Origin of the sequence: Sulfitobacter sp. D7 (assembly GCF_003611275.1) — a bacterium.
Taxonomy (GTDB): Bacteria; Pseudomonadota; Alphaproteobacteria; order Rhodobacterales; family Rhodobacteraceae; genus Sulfitobacter; species Sulfitobacter profundi.
In genome coordinates, this window is the sequence record NZ_CP020694.1 from 1,868,334 (window position 1) to 1,886,217 (window position 17,884).

15 protein-coding genes and 1 tRNA gene are annotated in these 17,884 nt (G+C 61.6%); 9 read left to right on the forward strand and 7 right to left on the reverse strand.

The window, feature by feature from the left end; all coding sequences use genetic code 11:
* Positions 1-11: 11 nt before the first annotated feature.
* The 4 genes from B5M07_RS09055 (at position 12) to B5M07_RS09070 (ending at position 4,290) form a co-directional block, all read left to right on the forward strand.
* Positions 12-1,046, forward strand: a complete 1,035-nt coding sequence (locus B5M07_RS09055) for a cysteine synthase A (protein ID WP_120351062.1) — start codon at positions 12-14, stop codon at positions 1,044-1,046.
* Positions 1,043-3,409, forward strand: a complete 2,367-nt coding sequence (locus tag B5M07_RS09060) for a DUF3772 domain-containing protein (RefSeq protein ID WP_120351063.1) — start codon at positions 1,043-1,045, stop codon at positions 3,407-3,409. Before B5M07_RS09055 ends, B5M07_RS09060 begins: the two co-directional genes overlap by 4 nt.
* Positions 3,406-4,128 carry an alanyl-tRNA editing protein gene (locus tag B5M07_RS09065; RefSeq protein ID WP_067936316.1) on the forward strand — a complete coding sequence of 241 codons (723 nt, stop codon included), beginning with the start codon at positions 3,406-3,408 and terminating at the stop codon, positions 4,126-4,128. Before B5M07_RS09060 ends, B5M07_RS09065 begins: the two co-directional genes overlap by 4 nt.
* A gap of 72 nt (positions 4,129-4,200) precedes the next feature.
* Positions 4,201-4,290: transfer RNA gene (locus B5M07_RS09070), tRNA-Ser, on the forward strand.
* Positions 4,291-4,404: 114 nt separating this feature from the next.
* Here B5M07_RS09070 and B5M07_RS09075 read toward each other — a convergent pair.
* The 4 genes from B5M07_RS09075 to B5M07_RS09090 form a co-directional block, all read right to left on the reverse strand.
* Positions 4,405-4,695 (reverse strand): hypothetical protein, encoded by a 291-nt coding sequence (locus tag B5M07_RS09075; RefSeq protein WP_120351064.1) that lies wholly within the window; start codon positions 4,693-4,695, stop codon positions 4,405-4,407.
* A gap of 436 nt (positions 4,696-5,131) precedes the next feature.
* Positions 5,132-5,728 (reverse strand): L,D-transpeptidase, encoded by a 597-nt coding sequence (locus B5M07_RS09080; RefSeq protein ID WP_386283378.1) that lies wholly within the window; start codon positions 5,726-5,728, stop codon positions 5,132-5,134.
* Between the two features lie 111 nt (positions 5,729-5,839).
* A complete protein-coding gene (locus tag B5M07_RS09085) occupies positions 5,840-7,477 on the reverse strand; it encodes an FAD/NAD(P)-binding protein (RefSeq protein WP_162931837.1) in 1,638 nt (545 codons plus the stop codon).
* Between the two features lie 140 nt (positions 7,478-7,617).
* Positions 7,618-8,187 (reverse strand): YcbK family protein, encoded by a 570-nt coding sequence (locus tag B5M07_RS09090; RefSeq protein ID WP_120351067.1) that lies wholly within the window; start codon positions 8,185-8,187, stop codon positions 7,618-7,620.
* Between the two features lie 331 nt (positions 8,188-8,518).
* On the opposite strand from B5M07_RS09090, the gene B5M07_RS09095 reads away from it, so the two are divergent.
* Genes B5M07_RS09095 through B5M07_RS09110 form a run of 4 tightly spaced genes read left to right on the forward strand, consistent with a single transcriptional unit; the run spans position 8,519 to position 12,764 of the window.
* A complete protein-coding gene (locus tag B5M07_RS09095) occupies positions 8,519-10,135 on the forward strand; it encodes a L,D-transpeptidase family protein (protein WP_120352202.1) in 1,617 nt (538 codons plus the stop codon).
* Between the two features lie 34 nt (positions 10,136-10,169).
* Positions 10,170-11,261, forward strand: a complete 1,092-nt coding sequence (gene lpxD, locus B5M07_RS09100; protein ID WP_120351068.1) for a UDP-3-O-(3-hydroxymyristoyl)glucosamine N-acyltransferase — start codon at positions 10,170-10,172, stop codon at positions 11,259-11,261.
* Positions 11,262-11,293: 32 nt separating this feature from the next.
* A complete protein-coding gene (locus tag B5M07_RS09105; protein WP_007119669.1) occupies positions 11,294-11,551 on the forward strand; it encodes an acyl carrier protein in 258 nt (85 codons plus the stop codon).
* A 4-nt stretch (positions 11,552-11,555) separates the two neighbouring features.
* Positions 11,556-12,764 (forward strand): beta-ketoacyl-[acyl-carrier-protein] synthase family protein, encoded by a 1,209-nt coding sequence (locus B5M07_RS09110; RefSeq protein ID WP_120351069.1) that lies wholly within the window; start codon positions 11,556-11,558, stop codon positions 12,762-12,764.
* A gap of 74 nt (positions 12,765-12,838) precedes the next feature.
* Here B5M07_RS09110 and B5M07_RS09115 read toward each other — a convergent pair whose 3' ends face one another.
* Entirely contained in the window at positions 12,839-13,489 is a 651-nt protein-coding gene (locus B5M07_RS09115) for an invasion associated locus B family protein (protein ID WP_120351070.1), read from the reverse strand.
* Positions 13,490-13,955: 466 nt separating this feature from the next.
* Between B5M07_RS09115 and B5M07_RS09120 the strand changes: the two genes are divergently transcribed.
* Entirely contained in the window at positions 13,956-15,497 is a 1,542-nt protein-coding gene (locus B5M07_RS09120) for a helicase HerA-like domain-containing protein (RefSeq protein ID WP_120351071.1), read from the forward strand.
* 73 nt (positions 15,498-15,570) lie between these two features.
* On the opposite strand, the gene B5M07_RS09125 is transcribed toward B5M07_RS09120, so the two are convergent.
* Positions 15,571-16,875 carry a branched-chain amino acid ABC transporter permease gene (locus B5M07_RS09125; RefSeq protein ID WP_120351072.1) on the reverse strand — a complete coding sequence of 435 codons (1,305 nt, stop codon included), beginning with the start codon at positions 16,873-16,875 and terminating at the stop codon, positions 15,571-15,573.
* The gene (locus B5M07_RS09130) at positions 16,872-17,882 is read right to left on the reverse strand and encodes a branched-chain amino acid ABC transporter permease (protein WP_067628635.1); all 1,011 of its coding nucleotides are present in this window, start codon (positions 17,880-17,882) and stop codon (positions 16,872-16,874) included. Before B5M07_RS09130 ends, B5M07_RS09125 begins: the two co-directional genes overlap by 4 nt.
* Between the last annotated feature and the right edge of the window lie 2 nt (positions 17,883-17,884).

Here is a 17,884-nt window from a genome sequence, read left to right on the forward strand (position 1 = left end):
TGGGGGCAAACATGCAGGTTGCAAAAGATCTGGCCGAGGCCATTGGAAACACACCGCTGATCCGGCTGCGCGGCGCGAGCGAAGAGACCGGCTGCGAAATCTTGGGCAAAGCGGAATTCATGAACCCCGGCCAGTCGGTCAAAGACCGCGCGGCGCTGTTTATCATCCGCGATGCCATCGCACGGGGCGAGTTGAAGCCCGGCGGCACCATCGTCGAGGGCACGGCGGGCAACACCGGCATCGGGCTGGCGCTGGTTGGCGCATCGATGGGGTTCAAAACCGTTATCGTTATTCCTGAGACACAGTCGCAGGAAAAGAAAGACATGCTGCGGCTTGCCGGTGCCGAACTGGTGCAGGTGCCTGCGGCTCCTTACAAAAACCCCAACAACTTCGTCCGCTATTCCGAGCGTTTGGCCAAGGAACTGGCCAAGACCACGCCCGAAGGGGTGATCTGGGCCAACCAGTTCGACAATACCGCCAACCGTCAGGCGCATATCGAAACCACTGGCCCCGAGATCTGGGAGCAAACCGGTGGTAAGGTGGATGGTTTCTGCTGCGCTGTAGGTTCTGGTGGCACGCTTGTCGGTGTGGCCATGGCGCTTCAGCCGAAGGGCGTGAAAATTGCGCTTGCGGATCCCGATGGAGCGGCACTGCACAATTATTACACCGAAGGCGAGTTGAAGGCCGAGGGCAGTTCCATCGCCGAAGGCATCGGTCAGGGGCGGATTACCGCGAACCTCGAAGGGTTCAAACCGGACTATTCCTACAACATCTCAGACGAAGAAGCCCTGCCGGTGGTCTTTGACCTGCTGGAGAACGAAGGGCTTTGCCTTGGTGCGTCTTCGGGCGTGAATGTCGCGGGGGCCGTCCGCATGGCGAAAGAGATGGGGCCGGGGCATACGATTGTCACCGTGCTTTGCGATTTCGGCACGCGCTATCAGTCCAAGCTCTTCAACCCGGAGTTCCTCCGCGAGAAGGGGCTGCCAACGCCCAACTGGCTTGATGCCGCACCACAATCCATCCCAGGTGTTTTCGAGGATACATGACCCAAATGCTCCGCTTCGCCCTCGGCCTCACCGTCTTGCTGGTCTGGCTGACCGGCGCGGCTGTCGCTCAAGAACCGGTTCTGCCGGACTTTGACCAATGGGAATCCGTCGCCTCGACCGCTGAAGAAGCCATCGACGCGCCGGATACCACCGAAACCATGCTTGAGGTGCAGCGCGCCCGGCTGGTGGACTATCGCGCGAAATTTGACGCTGCGCGAAACCTGAACGCGGCGCGGATCAACACGCTGCGGGAACAATTGGCCGCGCTCGGCACCCCGCCAGAGGGCGAAGGGGCCGAACCGGAATCGCCCGAGGTTGCCGCCAACCGCGAAGAGTTGAACCGACAGCTCAACACCCTGCTGACGCCGGTTCAGCGGGCCGAAGCGGCGTACCTGCGCGCCGATGCGCTGATCGGCCAAATCGACGTGGCTCTGCGCGAACGTCAGACCGAACAGTTGATGGAGGTCGTGCCCACGCCGCTCAACCCGGTGCACTGGCGCACGGCGATCGATGATTTGGCCACCGCCGCCGGTGAAATCGCAGCCGAAGCGCCGGATGATGCCGACACGGCGCGCCGCAGTCTGCGGTCCTCTCTACCCGCGGTTCTGGGGCTCACCATACTCGGCTTGGTGCTGATTTTGCGCGGACACCACTGGTCGACGACAATCGTTGGGCGGCTCCAGCAGTTCGGCGCGCGCGGCTTTGGCATCTGGCGCTTCGTGGTTTCGCTTTTGCGGATCATCCTGCCCACGGTCGGTCTGGTCTTGCTGGCTATGGCCGTACTGGCGACCGATTGGCTGGGGCCGCGCGGCTCGGCCTTGGTGCAGCTTATCCCGGTGATCGGCGGTGCGATGCTGGGCGTTCGCTGGGTGGCCGAGCGGGTGTTTTCACGCGATGATGACGAAGCGTTGATCCTGCTGCCATCGGCCGAGCGCAAGGCGGTTCGTTTCTACGTCAGTATCATCACCGTCACCGTGATCTTGGGCGCCATCATCACCGCCATTTTCGACGGTCAACAACCGGCAGAGACAACCGAAGCGGTGCTGCGCCTGCCTGTGATGCTGCTCAGCGCCTTTGCGCTGTTCCGCATCGGTCGCATTCTGCACGGCCACAGCGACCCGGTGGCGGAGGATGCCCCGGCCTCTGAAGAGCCGCGCGTTTCGACCCTTAGCCGCGTGGTGCGCGGTCTGGGCTTGGGCGCGATGATCGTGGCCGTGGTGGCACCGCTTTTGCTGATCAGTGGCTATTACAACGCCGCCGTGTCGCTGCTGCCTCCCTATGTCACCACATTGGTCCTTTTGGGGCTGGTGATGACGCTGCAACGCTTCTTGGCGGATGTCTACGGCGCAATGACCGGGCAGGGCGTGCAGGCGCGTGATGCGCTGATGCCGGTGTTCTTTGGCCTGATCCTACTGCTGCTCTCGCTGCCGGTGATGGCTTTGGCATGGGGCGCGCGGGTCACCGATCTGACCGAGCTTTGGGCGCTCTTCAGCCGAGGCTTCGCCTTTGGCGAGACGCGGATCCGTCCGACGGACTTCCTCTCTTTCGCAGTGATTTTCGTGATCGGCTATGCCGCCACCCGTCTTATTCAAGGTGCGCTGCGCAGCAACGTCTTGCCAAAGACGCGGATGGACATCGGCGGACAGAACGCCATCGTCTCGGGGATTGGCTATGTCGGTATTTTCCTCGCCGCGCTGCTGGCCATCACCGGGGCCGGGATCGACCTTTCCGCGCTTGCCTATGTCGCCGGTGCGCTGTCGGTCGGTATCGGTTTCGGTCTGCAAAACGTGGTGTCGAACTTCGTGTCCGGGATCATCCTGTTGATCGAACGCCCGATCTCCGAAGGCGATTGGATCGAGGTGGGCGGCCAGATGGGCTATGTGCGCGACATCTCTGTACGCTCGACAAGGATCGAGACCTTTGACCGTACCGATGTCATCGTGCCCAATGCCGATCTGATCAGCGGCACGGTCACCAACTACACCCGTGGCAATACCGTGGGCCGCCTGATCGTGCCCGTGGGCGTGGCCTATGGCACCGATACCAAACGGGTGGAAGGCATCTTGCAAGAGATCGCCCAAGCACAGCCCATCGTGCTGACCAACCCGCCGCCCGCGGTGCTGTTCCTAAACTTCGGTGCCGACGCGCTGGAGTTTGAGGTCCGTTGCTACCTGCGGGATGTCAATTGGATGATGAAGGTCAAGAACGACATCAACCACGCCATCGCCGCGCGTTTCAACGAAGAAGGGATCGAAATTCCCTTTGCCCAGCGTGACCTCTGGCTGCGCAATCCTGAGGCTTTTAAAAGCGATGCCGCGCCCGCGCAGGAACTCGGCAGCGAAAAGGCGGAGCCGCAGGCATGACAGGCGAACTGTTTCGAGAGGAAACCTATCTGCGCGACGCGCCGGCCCGCGTGGCGGCCCATACGCCAGAGGGCGGGGTGATCTTGGACAATTCCCTGTTCTACCCCACTGGGGGCGGCCAGCCGGGCGACAGCGGCTGGCTGACATGGGACAAACAGGAACTCTCCATCGCCACCACCGTGCGCGACCGTGACAGTGGCCGTATCGCGCTGGTTCCGGCCGAGCCGCGTGCCCTGCCGCCCGTCGGGGCCTATGTGACCCAAGAGCTCGACTGGGACCGGCGCCACAAACATATGCGCGTGCATACGGCGCTGCATCTGTTGTCGGTCGTGATCCCGCATCCGGTGACGGGGGGGCAGATCTCGGCCAGCCACGGACGGCTTGATTTCAACATGCCCGATGCGCCCCAAGACCGGGCGGAGCTGGAAGAGGCGCTGAACCACTTCGTCTCCCTCGACGCGCGGGTGAGCGAGGATTGGATCACCGAAGCCGAACTTGATGCGGCCCCGGAACTGGTCAAAACCATGTCCGTCGCGCCGCCGCGCGGGCGGGGTGACATTCGTCTGATCCGCATTGGTGACGCGCAAGACCCCATCGACTTGCAGCCCTGTGGCGGCACCCATGTAGCCCGAACCGGCGAAATCGGCGCGCTTCGCCTTGGAAAGATTGAGAAAAAGGGCCGGTTGAACCGCCGGGTCTATGTCCATCTGGGCGGTTAGGCAAATTTATCTGTCTTGGGGGGATTTCGCTCTTGCAACTCACTGTCCCCCCAAGCTAAACCGCGCATCAACGGAGCGGTGGCCGAGTGGTCGAAGGCGCACGCCTGGAAAGTGTGTAGGCGGGAGACCGTCTCCAGGGTTCGAATCCCTGTCGCTCCGCCATTTTCCCCTTTTTTTGAGAATATAGTTTTTCAGCCCGTCTGGGCCGTTCGATGATGCATGCAAGAAAGCCCGGCACCTCTCGGTCCGGGCCTTCTCAGTCCTATTCACGCCGGCTCAGCGGGAGTCGTTGCCCGCCCCAAAACCGCCATAGGCAAAACCTTCGCCCAAGCTGCTCTGCAAGCCGTTGGTTGAGAAGGTGGCGACAGGCGCGCGATCATCCGAGAATGTTTCTAGCCGAAGGTCTGCAGCGCGTTCATTGGGACGGGTGGCACCGGCCTGCTCAGCGTAGACGACGCCAGAGGTCACGGAGGTGTCGAGCCGCAGGTCTTCGTAGCGGGTCGACTGACCGGCAAGGCTGGCAGTGGCGATCAAAGTGGCGGCGGCGGTTGCGATAAAGAGTTTCATTTTTAGGTCCTTTCAGGTTTGGGAAAGGGCGTCGGCTTACTCGCTCTGGGGAGAGGCGGGGAGGTCGGGAGGCCCGTTCGATACAATGATATTAAGGGGTGCCAACGCGCTGTTACAAAGCAACTCGGTTCACCGCGCTGTGTTGAGGCGAGACGCCGCGCGATTGGAGCGTAACAATCGGCAGGAATCTCCCAAAGCATTGTTTAGGATATATGTTCTCTGGATCAAAACGTTTGACGCGCACTGCAAGCAGGGGCCAAATGCCCCCCTTCAAGCCCTGTTACAGACCCGTCGCAGGAACGTGTCCCACGCCACTGCACGGCCTGCTCCTCCGCGCGTGTAGAATGTTTCAATCATTAGGGTTGGTTTGGCGACAGAAAAAAGCCCGAAACGGATTTTCTCCGCTCCGGGCTTTTGGTTTTTACTGCGGGATCGCTTAGCCCAGCGGCTCGTAAAGCACCACGCGGGTGTTCATCGGTACCCGATCGTAAAGCTCGGCCATCTGGTCGTTCACCAGACGGGCGCAGCCGTTGGAGACGCGCTTGCCCAGCGTGCTGGGATCGTTGGTGCCATGGATCCGCAGAAAGGTGTCGCCGCGCTCTTCGGTAAAGAGGTAGAGGCCCCGAGACCCTAGTGGGTTGTCCAGACCGCCATCCATACCATCGGCGTATTTCTCGTATTTCTCCGGCTCACGGTCGATCATATCCGGCGTCGGGGTCCAGCTTGGCCATTCCTTCTTGGCGCCCACGTAGAACTCACCGGATTCGTAGAGACCGGGGCGACCGACGCCCACGGTATAGCGCCACGCCATATTGTCGGGCAGCGTCCAGTAGAGCGCGAAGTTATCGGGATCGACGTGGATCTCATAGGGCGGCGCGCCTGCCGCGATCGGCACTTTGCGCGGCATCATCTCTGGCGGCACATCATAGTTCGGCATTTCCTTGGGCGGATGCGCCAATGCGGGCGTGGCGAGGCCGCCGCTGAATGCTGCGCCGCTGGCTGCTATACCGGTGATGAAATGTCGTCTTCTCATTGCGTCTTTCCCCTATTCTTCAGTCTCGTGTTGAAGGGGAAACCGTTTCAGGGCCGGGCTGTTCCATCATTATAACGGGATCACAAACTGTTGTAGCTTTTCAACAGCGCTTTAGGCCGACAGTCTCTCAATCACGCCCTGCGCCCAACGGTCGGCGGATTGGCCAAAGCAATCATGCAGCGAATCCACCGCCGTCACGCTGCCAAGCGCCAAACGGCCCAATAGGCACAGGCCGGGAACGGGGTGTCCGCCTTGGTCACATAGGGTGCCGTCGGGCGCAATCGCCGCGGCCAGATCGGTTGAGACCGGCGCGAGAAGACCCTGCGTGATGAGGTCGGGCAGGGGCGGGCCCTTGATGTTGGAGAGATCCGGCGCGGGAAGCACCGCGTCGATAATGACTGAGACTTTCGCCGCCCGCCCTTGTGAGCGGAGGGTCCAACTTTGCTCTGTTTCTGCAATTTCGGGGTTCATGGTGAGCGCCAGATCAACCAATCCCGCGTCAATCAGGGCCAGCAGTTCTCGCGCCGACGACAGGGGCGGCCCGTAAGAATACCGCTTTAGCCCCTCGTCGAAGTCTATCAACCGCTTTGCCGTCTCCGGGGTTGCGTGGCCCGGATTAAAGGCGGCGCGCCATTGATCCTGCCATTTGCGCCAAACCTGCCCAAGCGCGTAGCCGGGGCTTGGTGCGACCTCTCCGGCGGCTAGGTCTATCCCATAGCGCAGGGCGTCCATCGGGGGCAGACGGTCCTGCGCGCCGGGGTCTGACCATTCCGTTTCCAGCCACTCCGCGACCTCCGCCTCGCACACATTCTGCGGCCCAAGGATGCGGGCCACCACGGGCATCAAGGCCCCAGAGATAAGCGAGGGTGCCACCTCAGGCCCCGCGCTGACCGCTGCCGTGGCGGCTTGGGTGAAACGGGCGGTCTCCTCCGGTGATGGCTCGAAAAACGCGTCGAGGGCGGCATTCCCCGGTTTGGGGAAGGGCGGCTGACCGTTGAGCGAGAAGGGCAGAATGCGCCTCGGCTCCCGGCCCGAGGCGTGATAGCCCGCCGCATCGAAACCGCCGCCCTGCGCCGTGGTCAGGCTGCGCAACACGTCATAGGTCGACAGACCCAAGCCCCGGATGGCGACTTGCTTGCCCTGCCAGCCCGCCGCCTGTTCACCGAGCGCTGCCGCAGGATAGGCCTGCGCGACCTCCGCCTTGGTCTGCGCCGCGTGATCTTGCCAACCGGCCCATTGCGCGTCCGCCTCTACGGGCGGCTGGCCGAGGGTGAGAAGGACCTCGTTATAGACTGCCTCCGCGCCGGACTTCGATTCGACACGCCAGCCTGAGTCTTTCCGCGAGATCCGCGAGACTTGGGCCGGGATTAGCCTGAGCATCGCGTCGGTTTTCTTAAAACCCTGTGCAAAAAGATCGTCCCAACGCGCGTTAAGGTAGCGGCCCATATCGGCGCGGGATGGGAAACTGTCGGGATCGATGGGCCTGTCTTGCCAGTCCGCAAAGCGCCCCACGGTCGTTCCTTGCGGCGGCCGGATGGCGATATCGCGGTATGGGATGTTGAGCAGACAATAGGCCGGCTCTGATGGGGCGAAGTTTGGTCCGGCGCCGGGATAGGGGCCGGGCTCGTAAATATCGATCTGCACGCGGCGGTCGGTGGACTTGAGGCGCTGTGACAGGGCCTCCAACGCGCCAAGGCCCCGTGGCCCGAATCCGATCACCGCAATTCGCGCTGTACCCTTTGGCTGCATGTCGCTCCCCGGTCTTATTCCAGCGCGACCGTAGAGGCGCGCCATGGCAGGGGAAAGCCCGCGCGCAACAAAAGCGCGCTAAAAAAAAGGCACCCGAAGGCGCCCTTAACAAACCACTCATTTCACCGGAGAGGCTGCGATCAGCCGCCCCAGCTGCGCACCGAGCCGCAGTCCATATGGGTGAAGTTGGAGCCGGAATAGCGCCCAACACCGCCGCCGCCGCAGGCCATCGCCGCACGGGCCACCTGATGCACCGAGCGCGATGCGAGGCGCAGGTCAGCGGCCTGACCTTTGAGGTGCAGCGAGTTCTTGGCCACACCGCTAGAGCGGGAGCGCAACATCGCGTTGGTCTTTGGGCTGCGGTAGCCGGACAGGAGCATATAGGGCTCATTCACATCCAGCAGGTTGTGCGACGCGGCCATGATGTCGACGGTACGCAGGTCCATGTTGGTAACCTCATCCGTCCGCCAATCGCGCATAAAGTGGTTGATCTCGGCAAAGGCGTCTTTGATATAGTGACCTTCGATCCAATAGATCATGTCCAGCCGTTCGCCTGTGCGGCCGGAGAACATGCGGATGCGGCGAATATCGCCAGCGCCACGCAGAAAACCTGCCGCGTTAGAGAAGGTGGGAGCTGCTGCAACGGTGGTTGCTGCGAATGCACCCAGAAGGGCGCGTCGGGTCATACCCGAGGAGCTTGTGCCTGTCATGTGTCTCTGTCCCGTCGTCTGCCTAAGTTACCCAAGATGTTACATGGGCCATTCATCTCATCCCCAGATGCAACATTGTTATTGCATAGCGGGAAAATCTGACCAAGGGCTGAATCGGAAAGGTTCCCGAGAGGTACAAATTTAGGCAAGTTTTTGCGCAATGTGGTTAAAAAACCCAATGTTTACAGGGAAAACCGATGCCCGATGCGCACAGACCAAAACCAGATTTCCCTGCGAACGGAAATTTGAATGGACTTGCGCGTCTTATTATTGGCAAACCGGGCAGGCAATAGGGTCGCTCGGCGGCAATGGTAAATTCACGGGGAACGACATGGGATTCAGCGCGACCTCTTCACGGCATCTGCCCAATCTTATCGCGGGGCTGGCCCTGATGATCACGGCGTTGATCTTTGCCGCGCCCGCCACGGCGCAGGTCACTGCCTTCAAACAGGCGGTCGCCGAGGCCGCCGCGCAGGACGATGATATCGCTGCTTTCTACCGCGAAAATGACTACGCCGCGATCTGGACCGGCGCCGCCGAGGAACACCGTGTGCGCCGTTCGGAACTGCTGCGGGCGATCACCACGGCGGATGACCACGGCCTGCCGGTGACGCGCTATAACCCCGATGCCGTTCTGGACATGCTGCGCAACGCGCAGAGCCCGCGCGACCGGGGATTCGCCGAAGTTGAACTGAGCCGCGTCTTCCTGCGCTACGCTCGCGACATACAGACCGGCGTGCTGATCCCCAAGCGGATCATCAGCCAGATCGTGCGTGAAATCCCTTACCGTGACCGCAAGACCTATCTGCAAGACCTGCCCAAATCCACTCCCGCTGCTTATTTCCGCGCCCTGCCGCCGCGCAGCCTTGAGTATAATGCGCTGCTCAAAGAGAAAATCGCGATGGAAAAGCTGCTGTCGCAGGGCGGCTGGGGCCCATCGGTTCCCGCAGGCAAGCTTGAGCCGGGCGATACTGGCAATGACGTGATCGCACTGCGCAACCGTCTTATCGCCATGGGCTATCTGGAGCGGTCCAACGCCGTTGGCTATGACGCCAGCCTCACCGATGCCGTGCGCCAGTTCCAAGAGGCCCATGGGCTGAACACCGATGGTGTCGCAGGTCCGGCCACGATGAAGCAGATCAACATCGGTGTAGAGCAGCGGCTGCAATCGGTCATGGTGGCGCTGGAGCGCGAGCGGTGGTTCAACACCGACCGCGGCAAACGTCATATCCTTGTGAACATCCCCGATTTCTCGGCCAAGATCATCGACGATGGCAAGACCACCTTCCAGACCCGTTCGGTCGTTGGGGCAGCCCGCGAAGACCGCCCGACGCCGGAATTTTCGGATGTGATGGAGCATATGGTGGTCAACCCAAGCTGGTACGTCCCACGCTCGATCATCGTTGGGGAATACCTGCCGCAGCTTAAGCAGAACCGTAATGCGGTGAGCCATATTGAAATCACCGACAGAAGTGGCCGGAAGGTGAACCGCGGTGCCGTGAATTTTAGCAAATACACCGCGCGGACCTTCCCCTTTTCCATGCGTCAGCCGCCCAGCAACACCAATGCTCTGGGTCTGGTGAAGTTCATGTTCCCCAACAAATACAACATCTACCTTCATGACACCCCGGCCAAGAGCCTGTTCGACCGCGACGTGCGCGCCTTCAGCCATGGCTGCGTGCGTCTGGCCGAACCGTTTGAGTTTGCCTATGCGCTGCTGGCCCCGCAGTCTGCGGATCCCGAGGGCGAGTTTCAGGCCGTGCTGCGCAGCGGACGCGAGACACGGATCGTCTTAGAAGAGCAGGTGCCCGTGCATTTGATCTACCGCACCGCCGTCACCAACGCCCGTGGTCACACCGAATACCGCGATGACGTCTATGGCCGGGATGCGCTGATCTGGAACGCGCTGGCCAAGGCGGGGGTGGCCTTGCGCGGCGTTCAGGGGTAACTCTCGGGCGCGCAACAAGTAAGGGCCGCCCGAAATGACCTATAGTGTTCAGCAAATCGCCAAAGCCGTCGGCGCCACCGCCGAGGGCGACATCGAACTCATGGTCAGCGGCGTTGCCGAACCGGCCAGTGCCAAACAGGGTCAGATGGCGCTGGCGATGGACCCGCGCTATGCCAGCAGCCTTTCTGAGGGTGCCGCCGAGGTGGCGATGCTCTGGGAAGGCGCGGATTGGCGGGCTCTGGGTCTCAAGGCGGCAATCTTGCCGAACCGTCCGCGCTATGCGCTTTCCGGTGTGACGCGCATGCTCGACAAAGGGCAGGGGTTCAAGCCGGGCATCCATCCTACAGCCGTGATCGACCCCGATGCTGTGCTTGGCGATGATGTCTCGGTCGGGCCGCTGGCGGTGATCTCTGCCGGGGCTACGATTGGCGCAGGGAGCGTCATCGGACCGCTGTGCTTTGTCGGCGTGGATGCGACATTGGGCGAGGGCTGTTTCCTACGAGAACACGTCAGCATCGGCGCGCGCGTCACCATTGGCCCACGCTTCATTGCGCAGTCCGGCGTGCGTTTGGGCGGCGATGGTTTCTCCTTTGTGACGCCAGAGCTGTCCACGGTCGAAAAAGCCCGGCAAACGCTGGGCGATCAGGGCGACGCCGCGCCACAGCCTTGGACCCGCATTCATTCGCTCGGCGCGGTGACCATCGGCGCGGATGTTGAAATGGGCATGGGCTCCACCATCGACAATGGCACCATCCGGGATACCCGCGTGGGCGATGGCACGAAAATCGACAACCTTGTCCACATCGGCCATAACGCGGTGATCGGCAAAAACTGTCTGCTTTGCGGGCAGGCCGGTGTTGGCGGCTCAACCCGCGTGGGCGACAATGTTGTGCTGGGCGGGCAGGTCGGTCTGGCCGACAACATCACGATCGGCGACCGGGTGATCGCAGGCGGCGGGACGATTGTATTGTCCAACGTACCCGAGGGCCGCACGATGCTCGGCTATCCCGCCACGCAGATGAGCAAGCAGACCGAAATCTACAAGGCGCTGCGCCGCTTGCCCAAACTGCTGCGTGATGTCGCAGCCTTGCAGAAGCTGGTTTCCAAAGCCGACAAGGCTGACTAAACCTGCCGCGGACATATGTGAGGGACGCCGCCATGAGCACTCAGGATCAGGTCATCACCATCCTCGCCGAACAGGCCATGATTGAGCCGGAGGATGTCACGCTGGACAGCACGCTGGAGGATCTGGGCATCGACAGCATGGGGGTCGTCGAAAGCATCTTCGCCATTGAAGAGACGTTTGATATCAACGTGCCCTTTAATGCCAATAGCCCCAGCGAAAGCGATTTCGACATCTCGACCGTGCGCAGCATCGTCGCCGGAGTGGAGCGGCTAAAGGCCGAACAGAGCTAAGCGCATGAAGAGAGTTGTCATCACCGGCGCCGGCACGATCAACGCTCTGGGCCTGTCGGTGCCAGAGACGCTCGCCGCGATGCGCGAAGGCAAATGCGGCATCGGCCCGCTGGAGTTCCGCGATGTGGAGCGGCTGGCCATCCGGATTGGCGGGCAGGTGCGCGGGTTTGAGGCCGAAGGGCGCTACAACCGCCAGCAGATCGCACTTTATGACCGTTTCACCCAATTCACCCTCGCCGCCGCACGCGAAGCAATTGAGCAGTCGGGGCTGACCTTTACCGATGAGTTGGCCGCCCGCGCCGGGGTGGTGCTGGGCACGGCGGGCGGTGGTGTGTCCACGTGGGACGACAACTATCGCGCGGTCTATGAAGAGGGCAAAAACCGGGTTCATCCATTCGTGGTGCCCAAACTGATGAACAACGCCGCCGCTAGCCATGTCAGCATGGAGTGGAACCTGCGTGGTCCGTCCTTTACCGTGTCGACCGCCTGCGCGTCGTCCAACCACGCGATGGCGCAGGCCTTTGCTATGGTCCGCTCTGGCATGAGCCCGGTGATGGTGACGGGGGGATCGGAATCGATGCTGTGCTTCGGCGGTGTTAAGGCGTGGGAAGGGCTGCGCGTGATGAGCCGCGATGCGTGCAGGCCCTTCTCGGCCAACCGCAATGGGATGGTGCAAGGCGAGGGCGCGGGGGTCTTTGTCTTCGAAGACTATGATCACGCGCGGGCACGGGGGGCCGAAATCCTTTGCGAGGTTGCAGGTTTCGCCATGACTTCGGATGCCAGCGACATCGTCATGCCTTCCAAGGCCGGGGCCGCGCGGGCCATGCAGGGTGCGCTGCAGGATGCGGGGATCAACCGCGAAGAGGTCGGCTATATCAATGCTCATGGCACCGGGACGGCGGCCAACGACAAGACCGAATGCGCCGCCGTGGCGGATGTTTTCGGCACCCATGCGGATCGGTTGATGATTTCCTCCACCAAGTCGATGCACGGCCATGTCATCGGCGGCACCGGCGCGGTTGAGCTTTTGGCCTGTATCATGGCGCTGCGCGATGGGGTGATCGCCCCCACCATCGGCTATGAAGAACCCGACCCGGAATGCGCCCTAGACGTGGTGCCCAATGAGGCGCGGGAGGCGCAGGTCGATGTGGCGCTCAGCAATGCCTTCGCCTTTGGCGGGATGAACGCCGTCTTGGCGCTGCGCCGCACCTGATCCCAGAACCGGCAACGAAAAATGCCGCCCCCGAGGTCGGGAGCGGCATTTAAACTCACGTCACCAGCAGTGTCTTACTGCTCGATCACCGACACTTCGTCATAGCCCGCGGTGAACCCGTCGAGCGAGAGTGTCAGTTTCACTTCTTGATCCGGGGCAAGGGCGGGCACGATGGTCAGCACCGCTTGCTTGCCGCGTTTGAAGGCGCCGATATCGGCATCGGTCAGACCCATGCGCACGTAGCAGCCCACCGGGTTGCAAAAGGCATAGGGATAGCGGCGGGCTTTTCCACCGTCGACCGACAGGGTCAGCTGTGCGGGCAGGGCGGTCTCAAGCGGGACAACAACCGTGGCACCGGCTTTGGCCTGACCACCATCAGGCAGACGGAAAAGCGAGACTTCGGCAACCGGCGCGCCTTCGCCATCAGCGAGGAGCTGGTACATCTGGCAGGGGTCGACCTCTTCCTCGGTCTTGATGCAGCGCATCTCCCAAGAGCCGATCTCTTTCTTGGTGTAGGGCTTGCCCAGTTCGGGGTCTTTGTCCGCGTCTTCGCCAAGGCTCAGCTGTTCTTCGATCTGGGCGGCATTGCCGCTGGTGCCGGGCTGGGGCTGCTGCTCTTCGGTCTGTGCTGGCTCTTCTTCCGCGGCGGTCTGGGCGAAAGCCGTCATTGGGGCCGTCAGTGCAAGCGCTGCACAAAGCGGCAGGGCGGTCATAAACTTGCTCATGTCATATCCACATTTGTTGCGTTACCGCCCCTTACCACGCCGCCGCGGGATTGTCAGTGGCCATGGCCGCATTTCAATCATGGTTCGGGCAATTTCATGCCGACCTGCGCGGGGGCGGTTTCCCTACGTTCTCAAGGGTTTAGGCGGCACAAAAGCAAAAGGGGACGCAGCGCGCCCCCTTCCGTTTACTTTCTCCCCGTCGGACTGGGCCGACTTATTAATGCCACGTTAGGCAAGCGCGTGACGCCGGTCAACAGGAAAAATGCGACAATGTGTCAAGGTGATGCGACAGCCTGTGGTAGAAAAAGGGCCGCACCCGAGGGCGCGGCCAGTCTAACAGGGAGGAAGTATACCCGCCCGGTAGAAGGACATATGGGCGGGATGTCTTCACTATGGCGCGCAAAGGTTAAGTTTGTATGCTCTAGTGGAACGGACGAATGGCTAAAATTGACAGAAAGGCCCCAGCGTGAGCAGTGACATCTTTATCGGCGGCGGCGGTCCCGACTATGCGACCAAGCAATTCCTCGACCTCGGCTATGCCAACCGCCACGGGCTGATCGCAGGGGCGACGGGCACGGGCAAGACGGTGACGCTGCAAATCCTTGCCGAGGGTTTTGCCAATGCCGGGGTGCCGGTGTTTCTGTCGGATGTGAAAGGCGATCTGTCCGGCCTTGCAGTCGCGGGAAGCGAGACCGCCAAACTGCATGTCCCCTTCACCGAACGCGCGGCAAAGATCGGCTTTGACGACTATGCCTATCAATCCTTTCCGGTGACCTTTTGGGATCTTTTTGGGCAGCAGGGCCACCCCGTGCGCACCACCGTTTCCGAGATGGGGCCGCTGCTGATCGCCCAATTGCTCAGCCTTTCCGAGGCGCAGGAGGGCATCCTGAACATCGCCTTTCGCGTGGCCGACGAAGAGGGGATGCCGCTTTTGGACCTGAAAGACCTGCAATCCCTGCTGGTCTGGGTGGGCGAGAATGCAAAGGACTTGGCGCTGCGCTATGGCAATGTCTCGACCGCGTCGGTGGGCACGATCCAGCGGCGGTTGTTGGTGCTGGAAAACCAAGGCGGCGCGCAGTTGTTCGGCGAACCGGCGCTGGCGCTGTCGGACCTCATGCGCTGCGATGCCGAAGGCCGGGGACGGATCAACATCCTCGCCGCCGACAAGCTCATGGCCTCGCCCAAGCTCTATGCCACCTTCCTGCTGTGGCTCATGTCCGAGCTTTTCGAGGAACTGCCCGAGGTCGGCGACCCCGACAAACCGAAGCTCGTGTTCTTCTTCGACGAAGCGCATCTGCTGTTTGACGACGCGCCCAAGGCGCTGGTCGACAAGGTAGAGCAGGTGGCACGCCTGATCCGCTCCAAGGGGGTCGGCGTCTATTTTGTCACCCAAAACCCGGCCGATGTGCCCGATGACATCTTGGGCCAGCTTGGCAACCGCATCCAACACGCGCTGCGCGCTTTTACGGCGCGCGACCGCAAGGAACTGCGCCAAGCCGCAGAGACCTACCGCGAAAACCCGCGTTTCGACACCGAAGAGGCGATCCGCGAGGTCGGCGTGGGCGAGGCGGTGACCTCTATGCTGCAACGCAAGGGCGTGCCGGGCGTGGTGGAGCGCACCTTGATCCGCCCGCCGTCTTCTCGGCTGGGGCCAATCACGGTGGCAGAGCGTGCGGCGGTGCTGGCGGAGTCCGATCTGGCGGGGAAATACGAGACCATTCAAGACCGCAACTCGGCCTATGAGATGCTGAAGGCCCGCGCGGAAGCGGCGGCCAAAGAGGCCGAGAAAATCGAAGCCGCCGCCGAGGCAGAGGATGAAGCCGCCCGCGAGTTTCAAAAGGCCCGCCGCTATGGCGGGGCGCGCAGCAGCGGCGGCAGCCGGTCGGGCCGCAAGGCATCAGACGGGTTTGGCGATGCCATCGCAAGCGCGGTGATCAAGGAACTGAAAGGCACCACCGGGCGCCGTATCGTACGCGGCATCTTAGGCGGCTTGTTCAAAGGGCGCTGAGAGGCTGGACAGACAAAAAAGGGGCGCGGTAGCAATACCGCGCCCCTTTTCGTGAGGTGATCTCACCCACAGCTTACCGCTCGGGGATCAACCCGCGTGGGCTGAAGCGTAGCACCAGCAGCAGCACGACGCCCATGGTCAACAGCCGCATATGCGCGGCGCTTTCGATCAGATGCGCCTTCAAAGCCGAGCCTTCGGACATGCCAGCGGTGATCAGGCTCATCAGCCACAGACCCATCGGTTCGACCTGCACCCAGAGGAACCAGATCAGGAAACCACCCAAGATCGCGCCGAAGTTGTTGCCCGACCCGCCAACGATCACCATCACCCAGATAAGGAAGGTAAAGCGCAGCGGCTGATAGGTACCCGGCGTCAACTGGCTGTCCATCGTGGTCATCATCGCACCCGCAATGCCGCAGATGGCAGAGCCGAGGATGAAAACCTGCAAATGCCGCGCGGTGACATCCTTGCCCATGGCTTCAGCCGCGACTTCGTTGTCACGGATTGCCCGCAGCATCCGACCCCATGGGGAATGCAGCGCACGCTGGCTCATCCACAGCAAAAGGATCAGAACCGCCGCGAAAAGCGCGATATAAAGCAGTTTTACCCAAAGCGTCGAGGCTTCCACCGGGTCAAACCCGAAGCCGGCGGCGCGTTCCACAAAGGAGGTGCTGTTCTGCAGATCGATCTCATAGGGCACCGGACGGGGCAGGCCGATCACGTTTTTCACGCCGCGGCTCATCCAGTCTTCGTTTTTCAACACCGCGATGATGATCTCGGCAATCCCCAGCGTGGCAATCGCCAGATAGTCCGACCGCAGGCCAAGCGCCGTCTTACCGATCAGCCAAGCCGCCCCCGCAGCAAAGAGACCACCCACAGGCCAAGAGATCAGCACCGGCAGGCCAAGACCACCGAGATAGCCGGTCTGCGCGGGGTTGATCGCCTCGACAGCCTCAACCGCAGGATCGAGCAGGGCGCGGAAGATGAAGAAACCGATGACCAGCACCGCGATCACCGCAAGGGTGCGCGCCGTGCCGGGGGCCATGCGTTTCATCAGCATGACCGCCGCCACCACGGTGCCCGCCCCAAGGGCCAGCGCCCCCAGAATGGCGAAACCACCGGTGGACCAAGCGCCCTCGGTCGGGGGCATGGAGACCAGCACAGCCGCCAGACCACCCAAGGCGACAAAGCCCATGACGCCGACGTTGAACAGCCCCGCAAAACCCCATTGCAGGTTCACCCCAAGCGCCATGATCGAAGAGATCAGGCCCATGGCGATGATAAGCAGGGCAGAGTTCCAGCTTTGGGCAAAGCCAGTGTAGATGATCATCAGGGCGATGATCCCGAAAAGGATCGTGTTTTTCACAGTCTGGGTCATACCGATTTCCCCTTGAACAGGCCGGTGGGCTTGATCAGCAGAACGATCAGAAGAATGACGAAGCTGACCGCAAATTTGTAATCCGTGCTCATAAGCTGCACCAAGCCGTCAGGCTGCAGCCCTTCGGGCATCACATAGCCCAGCACCTTTTTCCACGCATAGGTGATCGTGACTTCGCTGAATGCGATCACGAAACCGCCCGCGATCGCCCCCACCGGAGAGCCAAGCCCGCCGACGATGGCCGCCGCGAAGATCGGCAACAGAAGTTGGAAATAGGTGAAGGGTTTGAACGACTTATCAAGGCCGTAAAGCGTGCCCGCGATGGTCGCGAGTGCGGCCACGATCATCCATGTGATCATCACCACCCGCTCAGGGTTGATGCCCGACAAAAGCGCCAGATCCTCGTTATCGGAATAGGCCCGCATGGATTTGCCCGCGCGGGTCTTGTTGAGGAACCAGAACAGCACGGCCACAACGATGATCGCGGTGATGATGGTGATGCCTTGGGTCGTCTTGAAGGCCAGACCTTCGCGCAGGCCGGTCATCTCTTTGAAATCCCGCGCCGACATGATGAAGCGCTGCCCGTCGAGAAAGTTCTGATCGTCCGCGCCAATGATGAAGCGGGTGATGCCGTTATAGATAAAGGTCACACCGAGGCTGACGATCACAAGGATCACCGGTTTGGCCTTTTGCTCGCGGTAGAATTTATAGACCACCCTGTCGGTGCCCAGCACCAGCAGCATGGCAAAGGCGATGCCGAAGGGCAGGGCCAGAAGCGCCGTGGGCAGCACGCCGAGGCTGAGGCCCATGGATTGGAACAGCCATGTTATCAGGATCGTCGCCATGGTTCCCATGGCCATCGTGTCGCCATGGGCGAAGTTGGAAAACCGCAGAATGCCGTAGACCAGCGTCACGCCAAGCGCGCCAAGCGCCAGCTGCGAGCCATAGGCGATGCCCGGAATGAGCACATAGTTCGAAAGTGCAATAATTGCGTTGAGCAGATCCATGT

Coding starts and splice junctions, on each gene's coding strand:
- B5M07_RS09130 (WP_067628635.1), bottom strand. CDS start 17,882: ATGGATCTGCTCAACGCAATTATTGCACTTTCGAACTATGTGCTCATT.
- B5M07_RS09110 (WP_120351069.1), top strand. CDS start 11,556: ATGAAGAGAGTTGTCATCACCGGCGCCGGCACGATCAACGCTCTGGGC.
- B5M07_RS09075 (WP_120351064.1), bottom strand. CDS start 4,695: ATGAAACTCTTTATCGCAACCGCCGCCGCCACTTTGATCGCCACTGCC.
- B5M07_RS09080 (WP_386283378.1), bottom strand. CDS start 5,728: ATGAGAAGACGACATTTCATCACCGGTATAGCAGCCAGCGGCGCAGCA.
- B5M07_RS09060 (WP_120351063.1), top strand. CDS start 1,043: ATGACCCAAATGCTCCGCTTCGCCCTCGGCCTCACCGTCTTGCTGGTC.
- B5M07_RS09095 (WP_120352202.1), top strand. CDS start 8,519: ATGGGATTCAGCGCGACCTCTTCACGGCATCTGCCCAATCTTATCGCG.
- B5M07_RS09065 (WP_067936316.1), top strand. CDS start 3,406: ATGACAGGCGAACTGTTTCGAGAGGAAACCTATCTGCGCGACGCGCCG.
- B5M07_RS09115 (WP_120351070.1), bottom strand. CDS start 13,489: ATGAGCAAGTTTATGACCGCCCTGCCGCTTTGTGCAGCGCTTGCACTG.
- lpxD (WP_120351068.1), top strand. CDS start 10,170: ATGACCTATAGTGTTCAGCAAATCGCCAAAGCCGTCGGCGCCACCGCC.
- B5M07_RS09085 (WP_162931837.1), bottom strand. CDS start 7,477: ATGCAGCCAAAGGGTACAGCGCGAATTGCGGTGATCGGATTCGGGCCA.
- B5M07_RS09105 (WP_007119669.1), top strand. CDS start 11,294: ATGAGCACTCAGGATCAGGTCATCACCATCCTCGCCGAACAGGCCATG.
- B5M07_RS09090 (WP_120351067.1), bottom strand. CDS start 8,187: ATGACAGGCACAAGCTCCTCGGGTATGACCCGACGCGCCCTTCTGGGT.
- B5M07_RS09125 (WP_120351072.1), bottom strand. CDS start 16,875: ATGACCCAGACTGTGAAAAACACGATCCTTTTCGGGATCATCGCCCTG.
- B5M07_RS09055 (WP_120351062.1), top strand. CDS start 12: ATGCAGGTTGCAAAAGATCTGGCCGAGGCCATTGGAAACACACCGCTG.